Genomic DNA, 8,990 nt, shown 5'->3' with positions numbered 1-8,990 from the left:
ATAAGAGACAGAGATCCAGGGGCGGGGGCGCCTTGCCGCCGCAGCAGTCGGGACCGCCGTCCGCGTGGTTGGAATGATCGTGTGCCGAATGATCTTGGGCCGAGTGATCCTGGGCAGAGTGATCTTGGGCCATGGGGCGGCGGCTCCGGAAGTGTCGGTGCCAGATGAAGGCCATTTTCCGCGAGGCGGCCTTGCGCTGGCTCATGTTCGGGGCGTTGTATGGACCCCCTGGGGGTATGTTGCCTTGTTAAATATACCCTGAGGGGGTATATGACAAGCCATGCGAACCCCGACGAAAGAGCAAGTCCTGAAGCGCCTGAGTCGCATCGAGGGCCAGGTGCGCGGCCTCTCCCGCATGGTGGAGGAGGACCGCTACTGCATCGACCTGATCACGCAGGTGTCCGCCGTCCGCGCCGCCCTGAAGCGGGTGGAGGAGGAGGTGCTGCGGGACCATGTGGCCCATTGCGTGGAGCACGCCATAAGCTCCGGCGATGTGGAGGACCAGCGGCAGAAGGTCAAGGAACTCATGGACGTGATCGTCCGCGCCGAGCGGTAATACCAAAACCCCGTGAGCCTGGCTCATGGGGTTTTGGTCAAGCCCGCGCGGCGCCTGAGCGCGACCCTCTCGGCACCGGTCAAAGACCGGGGCCGTTGGTATAAGGACAGCGCTCAAGCCCGTTCCAGGACGATCAGCTCGCTCTCGTCATAGGCGCGGCGCTCGATCTCGCGGAAGCCGTCCGGCCCGGTGAAGAGGCCGGTGCGCTCCTCCACCACCACCAGCGCATCGGGCGCGAGCCATCCGCCTGCCGCCGCAGATGCGAGCGCGCGCTCGGCCAGCCCCTTGCCATAGGGCGGATCGCAGAAGACGAGGCCATAAGGCTCGCCCGGCCCCATGTCGCCGAGGCGGGTGGCGTCGCGGCGGAACACCTTGGTGACACCGGTGAGGCCCAGCGCCTCCACATTGTCGCGGATGAGGCCGCGAGCCTCCGCCGCCTCCTCCACGAACAAGGCGAAGCGGGCGCCGCGCGAGAGCGCCTCGATGCCGAGCGCGCCGGTGCCGGCGAACAGGTCCAGCACGCGCGCGCCGTCGCACGGGTCGCCATAGGCATGGACGAGCACGTTGAAGAGGCTCTCGCGCAGCCGGTCCGAGGTGGGCCGGGTGGCGCTGGAGGAGGGCCCCTTCAGCGCGCGCCCCTTCAGGTTGCCGCCGACGATGCGCATGGCCGTTTAGCTCGCCGATCAGCGCTTGCCGCGCGGACCCGAAGGCTTGCCGCCGCCGGCCTTGCCACCGCCCGCGCGCCCGGCCGGCTTCCCGCCCGGCTTGCCACCGAACCCGCCACGACCGGCGCCGGGCTTGCCCCCCGGCGTGCCGCCGAAGCCGCCGCTGCGTCCGCCAGCCGGCTTGTCACCGAACGACGGGCTGCGGCCCGCGGGCTTGTCGCCGTAAGCGCGTCCGGCGCCACCGGCCGGCCTGTCCCCGGAGGGACGGGCGCGACCCGCCGGCTTGTCGCCATAGGAGCGGCCGGCGCCCTCGGACGAGCGTTCGCCGTAGGAGCGTCCCGCGCCGCCCGCGGGCCTGTCCCCGGTGGGGCGGGCACGACCGGCCGGCTTGTCGCCATAGGAACGGCCCGTGCTCTCGGACGCGCGTTCGCTGTAGGAGCGTCCCGCGCCGCTAGCCGGCCTGTCCCCGGACGGACGGGCACGACCCGCCGGCTTGTCGCCATAGGAACGGCCCGTGCTCTCGGACGCGCGTTCGCTGTAGGAGCGTCCAGCGCCACCAGCAGGCCGGTCTCCGGAGGGACGGGCACGACCGGCCGGCTTGTCGCCATAGGAACGGCCGGCGCCCTCGGACGAGCGTTCGCCGTAAGAGCGCCCGGCGCCCGCCGGCCTGTCACCGGCCGGACGGGCACGCCCCGCCGGCTTGTCGCCATAAGGGCGGCTGCCGCTGCGGGCAGGCCGGCCCTCCTGCTCGCCGCCACGGCCTTCCGGCCGTTCGCTGCGGGCGCGGAAAGGCCGCTCGCCCTGCTGCGGGCGCTCGTCGCGGCTGCGCCGGGGGGCGCCCTCCGCCGTCTCCGGGCGCGGGCGGCGGGGGCGATCCTCCCCCTCCCGGGTGGGACGGCGGCGGAAATCCTCGCGGTCGTCGCGCTCGCGGCGGGGGCCGCGGGCATCGTCGCGGAAACCGGGGCGGGCCGGGCCGCGCTCGGAAAAGCGCTCCTTGCCCTCGGCGGGGCCACGGCGGAACGGGCGGGCGCCGGCTTCGTCCCTGTCGCCCCTGCGGGCACCGGGCCGGGCGCCGGTTCGGCCACCACGCTCCGGGGCGTCGGACTTCGGCGCCACCACGCGCTCCACCTTCACCGTGCGGCCCTTGCGGTCGGCCACCGAGCCGCGGCTCTCCACGGCATTTTCATCGCTCATGCGGCGGCGCGTACGGGGACCGGCGGGGCGGATGACATCCTCCACCGGCGCGTCGAAATCCTCGTCCTGGCGCGAAGACCGGCGAGCCGGAGCCTTCAGGGTGCCGCCGGTTTCGGCCGCTGCCTGTCGCTTGCCGGCGGGGCGCAGCGCCACGCGGAGCGGGGCCTCTTCCACCTCGCGCTCCACCAGCAGGCCGGTGAAATCCGCCCCTGCGGCGGCGGCGAGGTCGGCGCCGATCTGGTCGCGCAGCACGCGGGTGCGCACCTCCTCGATGCCACCTTCCGGCACATCGCCCAGCTGGAACGGGCCGTAGGAGACGCGGATGAGGCGGTTCACCTGCAGGCCCAGGGCGCCGAACACGTTGCGGATTTCCCGGTTCTTGCCCTCGCGCAGGGACACGGTGATCCAGGCATTGGCGCCTTGCACCCGGTCCAGCTCGGCCTCGATGGGGCCGTACTCCACGCCGTCCACGGTGATGCCCTTCAGCAGGCTGTCGAGCTGGGCCTGGTTGACCTCGCCATTGGCGCGCACGCGGTAGCGGCGCAGCCAGCCGGTCTCCGGCAGTTCGAGCACGCGGGCAAGGCCGCCGTCGTTGGTGAGCAGCAGCAGGCCTTCGGAATTCAGGTCCAGCCGCCCCACGCTCACAAGGCGCGGCAGGCCCTGGGGCAGGATCTCGAACAGGGTGGTGCGGCCTTCCGGGTCGCGATTGGTGGTCACCACGCCCTTGGGCTTGTGGTAAATAAAGAGGCGGGTGCGCTCGCGCTCGGGCAGGGGCGCGCCATCCACGGTGATGGCGTCCGCGGCCGTAACGGTGACGGCGGGGCTGGTGAGCACCTCGCCGTTGACGGCGACGCGGCCGGCCTCGATCCATTCCTCGATCTCGCGGCGCGAGCCGAGGCCGGCGCGGGCGACGACCTTGGCGATCCGCTCGGCCTCCTTGGGCGCGGCGGGGGCGAGTTCGCGCTTGACGCGCGGAACGCGGTTCTTGTCCTTGCGGGGCGGTGATGTGCGGGGCATGAGGGGCATCTAAAGCGTTTTCGAGCGAAGTGGATGCCGGTTCGCGTGAAGAAAACGCGTCAACTCATCGATCCGGAGCGTTTTCCCGTTTCAGCGAAACGGAAAAACGCTCTAGCACAGGCGAGGCGGCGCGGCGAGCGCGGCGATGACAGAGGCACCATGTCCGGAACCTACATGCAGATGGCGCTGAACGAGGCGCGGGCCGCCGCAGAGCGCGGCGAGGTTCCGGTGGGAGCCGTGCTGGTGCGGGGCGCCGAGGTGATCGCCCGCGACGGCAACCGCACCCGGGAACTCAATGATCCCACCGCCCACGCGGAGGTGCTGGTGCTGCGCACGGCCGGCGCCCGGCTGAAATCCGAGCGCCTGCTCAACTGCGATCTCTACGTGACGCTGGAGCCCTGCGCCATGTGCGCAGCTGCCCTCTCCTTCGCGCGCATCCGCCGACTTTATTACGGTGCGTCCGATCCCAAGGGCGGCGGCGTGGAGCACGGGCCGCGCTTTTTCTCCCAGCCCACCTGCCACCACACGCCGGAAGTCTACGGCGGCATTGCCGAGCGGCAGGCCGCCGAGGTGCTCAAGGCGTTCTTCCAGGATCGGCGGTAGCCGCGTTACCCGGGACGCCTGCGGGCCTTCAACTGGCTGTCTTCAGGTCGATGAAGTCCTGATTGTTCCGTTCGTACCTGAAGTTGTAGGGCTTGCCTTCCGCGCAGGTTTCACCGGCGGCGGCCCGTCGCTCCAGCTTGTATTCGGTCCAGAAGGTCTTCCCGCGCAGGTCGGAGTCGAACCGGATGTAGATCGGGGGAGACCGGTTTTCATCCTGCTTGTCGTATTGATGGGAGAAGCTCCGGTTCCAGCCGGGCTGGAGGCGGTAGCTTCTCCAGCCTCCGTCTTTCCCGAGCCTGATGTCGAAGTTGATCGCGTGCTGCGTCTTGTTGTGGATGCAGGTGACGCCGTAGCGCGTGGCCGCCTCGGCTTCGGTGGTCGTGAACGTGGCGAGGGTGGCGAGGGCCGCGGCGCACGTCGCCAGCGGCAGGAAAGACGGTATCATCGGCTCTCTCCATGCTGTCGTGCGTTCAGGATCTGTCCTGACGCATGCGATGACGTGTTGTCATTGCGTTAAGCATAGAAAGCCGACTGTCCGGCACATCCACTGTTTGAGGGATGGAAGACTTCGCGGTCCCATCGGGGCGCGAAATCCTGTTCCCGCGGCCGGCATCACGGGCCGATGCCGCGGGTCGCCCATATTAATCCCCCGCCAGGAACGGCTTAATCCCCCGCGAGAAACGGCAGCACCGCGGCCAGCACCGCCCCCGGCGCCTCCTCGGCGACGAAGTGGCCGGCTTCCACCGCCGTGCCTTCCAGCTTTGGCGCGAAGACCTTCCAGGCTTCCAGCGGGCTGGCGCCCCGGCTGGGGATGCCCGCCGCACCCCACAGGGCGAAGGTGGGGCAGGAGAGGGTGCGGCCGGCGGCAAGGTCGGCCTCGTCATGGGCGAGGTCGATGGTGGCGCCGGCCCGGTAGTCCTCGCACATGGCGTGCAGCCGGTCGGGCGATGAGATGGCGGCGCGATACTGGGCCATGGCGCGGGGATCGAAGGCGGAGAGGTCCCTGGATGCGGTCCAGCTCGCCATGGTCCAGTCGAGGAACCAGGACGGATGCGAGCCGATGAGCTTCTCGGGTAGGGGCTTGGGCTGGGCCAGCATGGACCAGTGATAGACCTGCAGCGCCCGCGCCCGGTCCATCTTGTGCCACATGACGTAGGTGGGGACGATATCGAGCACCACCAGGCGGTCCAGCCGGCCGGGATGGTCGAGGCCGAGCCGGTAGCCGGCCCGCGCGCCGCGGTCGTGGCCCATGAGGGAGAAATGGGCGAAGCCCAGATGCTCCATCACCTCCACCATGGCGGCGGCCATGGCGCGCTTGGAATAGGGGGCGTGGTCGGCGCCCTCTTCCGGCGCCGCGCTCCAGCCGTAGCCGGGCAGGTCGGGGATGATGAGGGTGTGCTGCTCGGCGAGCTTCGGCGCCACCTTGTGCCACATGACATGGCTCTGCGGGAAGCCGTGGAGCAGCAGCAGCGGCGATCCGGTGCCGCCCTGCCGCAGGAAGATGCGGCCGGCCCTGGTGTCCACATAGTGGGAGGCGAAGCCGGGGAAGAGGTCGGTGAGATCGGTCATGGCGTCCTCCGTTGTCGTTGCTTCCCCGCGCCGGAGCTTCCGGGCGGACCTGCTTCCGCCCCGGGGCCGGGCGGTTTCACGCGTCCCTCATGGGGGCCTTCACCTGGCGCCCAGCACCGCCGCGCAGGCCTCGGGCAGGTCGGCAAGGGTCAAGGGCGGCTTGGGCTTCGCCGGTTCCTTTTCGGGCTTGGGGTGCAGCACCTCGTCGGTGAACCACCAGTCCAGCTCCGATCCGCAGCCCTCGCCGGTGGGCGGGGCCTCCTGCGGGCGGCATTCGGGGTTGCCGGCCGGGCAGGTGAGGCGGACATGCATGTGATAGTCGTGGCCCCAATAGGGGCGCACCTTGGCGAGGAAGGCGCGGTCGCCGCTCGCCTCCCGGCACAGGGCCTTCTTGATGGCCGCGTTGACGAAGATGCGCTCCACGCGCGGGTCCAGCGCCGCCGCGCGGATGACCTTCCAGTGGTCGGGCCGCCAGTTGGCCGGATCGATGTCGCGGCGGTCGGCGCGCACCATCATGGATGCGGAGAGCTTTTCGCGGTCCTCGCGGCTGAGTTCCCGGCCGGGGCTCGGGGTCAGCCAGATGTCGGCGTCGAGGCCGATCTGGTGGGAGGCGTGGCCGGTGAGCATGGGACCGCCGCGGGGCTGGGACATGTCGCCCACCAGGATGCCCTGCCAGGACGACACCTTCGGCACCTGCGCCGAAAACCGCTCCAGGAAGGCGACCAGATCGGGATGGCCGAAATTGCGGTTGCGCGACAGGCGCATCACCTGCCAACTCGGTCCTTGCCAGCTCGGTCCGTTCACCGCCAGAGCCTCCGCACCCGCGAGGCAGCCCCTGGAATAAAAGCCGATGGACCGGGCGGCGAGGGGGGCGGGGCCCTCCACCCGGCCGAACAGCTCCTTGGCCGGCACCGGGCCTGCTGCGGCCGGCCGCTCCGCCGGCTTGCCGGGAACCGCAGCCGGGGGCGCCATCTGCTGCGCGAGCGCCAGTGCCGGCGCGCCCGCGAGCAGCAGGACGACGATGGCGGCGGCGCGGAACATCAGCTTCCCGCCTTGTGGGTCATCACCACGAAGCCGCCGTCGTTGCGGGTGCCCGGATGGGCCGGCAGGTCGGTGACGAACAGGGTCGCGCCCGGCGTCACCAGCGCCGCCACCTGCTTGTTGACGGCGGGGTCCACCGTGATGCGCGCCAGCGCCTCTTGCGCCGCGCCCGGCGGCTGCTTGCCGCCCTCGTAGGAAATGGCGCTCCAGCGCGGTGCCGCGCCGTCCGTGGCCATCAGCACATAGACCACGTTGCCCAGCGGCGTCCCCGGATCGCGGATGGTGACGGCGCCGCTCACGGCCGTCTGGGCGCCGCGCAGCACGGTGATGGTCTTGTCCGCCCCGCTGACCACCATGGAGACGGGCTTGGGAGGGACGGGAGCGATGGGGACCGAAGAGCCCGCCGCCGCCGCCGCCTGCGCCATGTCCTCCGGCGGCGCGCCCTGGCCGGTGGCCGAGACCGCAAGCTGTTGTTCCAGCCCTTCGCCCATGAGCAGGCCGGGATGCAGCACGTCCTGCGGGGCCGAATGGGCGTCGGCGATGATCACCGGCGTGCCCACATGGGTCACGCCGAACACCAGCTTCGAGAAAGCGAGCGGCAGGTGCACGCAGCCGTGGGAGGAGGGATAGCCCGGCAGCCCGCCCGCATGCAGCGCCACCCCGGACCAGGTGAGGCGCTCGGTGTAGGGCATGGAGGCGTTGTTGTAGATGGAGGAATGGTGGTCCACGTCCTTGCCGAGGATGGTGAAGACCCCGGTGGGCGTCTCGTGCCCGTCCTTGCCGGTGGAGACGGTGGCGACGCCGATGCGGACGCCGTTACGGTAGACGAAGCAGAACTGGTCGGTGAGATTCACCACGATGGCGACGAAGCCTTCCGGGGCGCGCTCGGGATACCAGACCCACTGGCCGGGCTTGAGCCCCTTGATGGCGGTGACATCCGGGTCGTCCTCGGCCCGCGCCGGCATCAGCGCATCGGCGACGAGGGCGCCGGCGAGGGTTGCGCCCAGCCTGAGCGCGCCGCGCCGGGAGAGGTGAAGGGTGAACGGCATCTTGAGGCCCCCCAACGTGCGAATCGCCTTGCCCCTATGTGTGGCGCGCCGCGCCGGGCCTGTCCATGCGCGGTGCGTCATGACGAGGGGGGACCGGGGCCTTCACCCCGTCATGGGGATGATATCCGCCACCTCGATGCCCTCGGGATCGATGCGGCAGACGAGGCCGATGGCCTCGACGCCGCGTGCCCGCGCCAGGTCGAAGGCGCGGCCATAGGCGGGATCGAGGTCGCGGGCGAGGCCGATGGTGCGGGCCGAGCCGATCTGGCTCAGATAGACCATGACGGCGCGGTTGCCTTTGTCCGCCTCCGCGCCCAGCTCGTCGAGGTGCTTGGCGCCGCGCGCCGTCACGCAGTCGGGGAACTCGGCGTAGCCCGGGGTCCGCATGAGGTGCACGTTCTTGACCTCCACCAGGCAGAGCGGCCTCGCCTCGTCCTCCAGCTGGATGTCGATGCGGCTCGAAAGCCCATATTTCACCTCGCGCCGCAGGCGGCCGTAGCCGGAGAGCGCCGGCACCGCTCCGGCGGCGATGGCCTCGGCTACCAGCAGGTTGGGGTGCATGGTGTTGACGCCCACCAGCTCGGGACCCGCGCCGAAATCGGCTTCCACCAGCTCCCAGCTCAGCGGCAGCTTGCGGGCGAGATTGCTGGCGCGCGACAGCCATACCCGGCTGCCGGGCGCGCCGAGCCCCAGCATGGCGCCGGAATTGGCCACATGGACGGTGGTCTCGGTGCCGTCCTGAAGCACCACGTCGGCGAGGAAGCGCTTGTAGCGCCGGATCAGGCGGCCCGGCATGAGCGGGGTGGCGAAGCGCATCAGCCCTCGGCGCGCGGGATGCTTTGGGTTTGATCACTCTTGCCATGCAGGCAGATGAGGGTCTGGGTGGTGGTGGCGCAATGGGTGCGGGCCTCCCCGGCCAGCGCATAGACATCCACCCGCACGATGGTGAGGGTGCGGCCGGAGCGGGTCACCTCGCCCACCGCGATCAGGCGCTCACCCCGGCCGGGAGCCATGATGTTGATCTTGTACTCCACGGTGAGCACGGTGGAGTTGGGCGGAAACAGGGTGAAGGCCGCATATCCCCCCGCCGAGTCGGCAATGGCGCCGATGGCGCCGCCGTGGAAGTAGCCGTGCTGCTGGGTCACGCCTTCGCCGTAGGGCAACACCACTTCCACCCGCCCCGGCGCCACCGCGCCGAGCACGGCGCCCAGGGTCGCCATGAAGGGCTGGCGCGCGAAGCTCTCGCGGACCTTGGTCTCGAACGCGGGATCCGGCGGGGTGAAGGCGGGGGTGGGA

10 protein-coding genes are annotated in these 8,990 nt (G+C 70.7%); 2 read left to right on the top strand and 8 right to left on the bottom strand.

From position 1 onward, the window contains the following. The first annotated feature begins 280 nt into the window (after positions 1-280). The gene (locus tag K9U41_RS20085; RefSeq protein WP_282642628.1) at positions 281-556 is read left to right on the top strand and encodes a metal-sensitive transcriptional regulator; all 276 of its coding nucleotides are present in this window, start codon (positions 281-283) and stop codon (positions 554-556) included. Positions 557-669: 113 nt separating this feature from the next. On the opposite strand, the gene rsmD is transcribed toward K9U41_RS20085, so the two are convergent. After that, positions 670-1,221, bottom strand: coding sequence for a 16S rRNA (guanine(966)-N(2))-methyltransferase RsmD (rsmD, locus tag K9U41_RS20080; protein ID WP_282642627.1), 552 nt, complete (start codon positions 1,219-1,221; stop codon positions 670-672). A gap of 18 nt (positions 1,222-1,239) precedes the next feature. Further along, a complete protein-coding gene (locus tag K9U41_RS20075; RefSeq protein WP_282642626.1) occupies positions 1,240-3,432 on the bottom strand; it encodes a pseudouridine synthase in 2,193 nt (730 codons plus the stop codon). Positions 3,433-3,591: 159 nt separating this feature from the next. Here K9U41_RS20075 and K9U41_RS20070 point away from each other — a divergent pair, with 159 nt between their 5' ends. After that, on the top strand, positions 3,592-4,035 hold the full coding sequence (locus K9U41_RS20070) for a nucleoside deaminase (RefSeq protein WP_282642625.1): 444 nt from the start codon (positions 3,592-3,594) through the stop codon (positions 4,033-4,035). 28 nt (positions 4,036-4,063) lie between these two features. Here the strand turns inward: K9U41_RS20070 and K9U41_RS20065 are convergent, their stop codons facing one another. From K9U41_RS20065 to K9U41_RS20040, 6 genes are all read right to left on the bottom strand, one after another. After that, positions 4,064-4,480, bottom strand: a complete 417-nt coding sequence (locus K9U41_RS20065) for a hypothetical protein (RefSeq protein ID WP_282642624.1) — start codon at positions 4,478-4,480, stop codon at positions 4,064-4,066. 218 nt (positions 4,481-4,698) lie between these two features. Beyond that, a complete protein-coding gene (locus K9U41_RS20060) occupies positions 4,699-5,604 on the bottom strand; it encodes an alpha/beta fold hydrolase (RefSeq protein ID WP_282642623.1) in 906 nt (301 codons plus the stop codon). 99 nt (positions 5,605-5,703) lie between these two features. Beyond that, on the bottom strand, positions 5,704-6,645 hold the full coding sequence (mepA, locus tag K9U41_RS20055) for a penicillin-insensitive murein endopeptidase (protein WP_282642622.1): 942 nt from the start codon (positions 6,643-6,645) through the stop codon (positions 5,704-5,706). Then, the gene (locus tag K9U41_RS20050) at positions 6,645-7,694 is read right to left on the bottom strand and encodes a L,D-transpeptidase (RefSeq protein ID WP_282642621.1); all 1,050 of its coding nucleotides are present in this window, start codon (positions 7,692-7,694) and stop codon (positions 6,645-6,647) included. The genes mepA and K9U41_RS20050 overlap by 1 nt, the downstream gene beginning before the upstream one ends. A gap of 102 nt (positions 7,695-7,796) precedes the next feature. Continuing rightward, entirely contained in the window at positions 7,797-8,510 is a 714-nt protein-coding gene (sfsA, locus tag K9U41_RS20045) for a DNA/RNA nuclease SfsA (protein ID WP_282642620.1), read from the bottom strand. Beyond that, a partial coding sequence (locus K9U41_RS20040) for a PaaI family thioesterase (RefSeq protein WP_282642619.1) occupies positions 8,510-8,990 on the bottom strand: 481 nt, incomplete at its 5' end. The genes sfsA and K9U41_RS20040, both read right to left, overlap by 1 nt.

This window comes from Xanthobacter autotrophicus (assembly GCF_029991245.1).
Taxonomy (GTDB): domain Bacteria; phylum Pseudomonadota; class Alphaproteobacteria; order Rhizobiales; family Xanthobacteraceae; genus Xanthobacter; species Xanthobacter autotrophicus_C.
The sequence above is the reverse complement of the archived record's forward strand: the minus strand, read 5'-3'. Positions and strand labels throughout refer to the sequence as shown.

Excerpts from the sequence above, each read along its gene's own strand:
- mepA (WP_282642622.1), bottom strand. The coding sequence starts at position 6,645 with ATGTTCCGCGCCGCCGCCATCGTCGTCCTGCTGCTCGCGGGCGCGCCG.
- K9U41_RS20050 (WP_282642621.1), bottom strand. The coding sequence starts at position 7,694 with ATGCCGTTCACCCTTCACCTCTCCCGGCGCGGCGCGCTCAGGCTGGGC.
- K9U41_RS20065 (WP_282642624.1), bottom strand. The coding sequence starts at position 4,480 with ATGATACCGTCTTTCCTGCCGCTGGCGACGTGCGCCGCGGCCCTCGCC.
- K9U41_RS20085 (WP_282642628.1), top strand. The coding sequence starts at position 281 with ATGCGAACCCCGACGAAAGAGCAAGTCCTGAAGCGCCTGAGTCGCATC.
- K9U41_RS20070 (WP_282642625.1), top strand. The coding sequence starts at position 3,592 with ATGTCCGGAACCTACATGCAGATGGCGCTGAACGAGGCGCGGGCCGCC.
- K9U41_RS20075 (WP_282642626.1), bottom strand. The coding sequence starts at position 3,432 with ATGCCCCGCACATCACCGCCCCGCAAGGACAAGAACCGCGTTCCGCGC.
- K9U41_RS20060 (WP_282642623.1), bottom strand. The coding sequence starts at position 5,604 with ATGACCGATCTCACCGACCTCTTCCCCGGCTTCGCCTCCCACTATGTG.
- rsmD (WP_282642627.1), bottom strand. The coding sequence starts at position 1,221 with ATGCGCATCGTCGGCGGCAACCTGAAGGGGCGCGCGCTGAAGGGGCCC.
- sfsA (WP_282642620.1), bottom strand. The coding sequence starts at position 8,510 with ATGCGCTTCGCCACCCCGCTCATGCCGGGCCGCCTGATCCGGCGCTAC.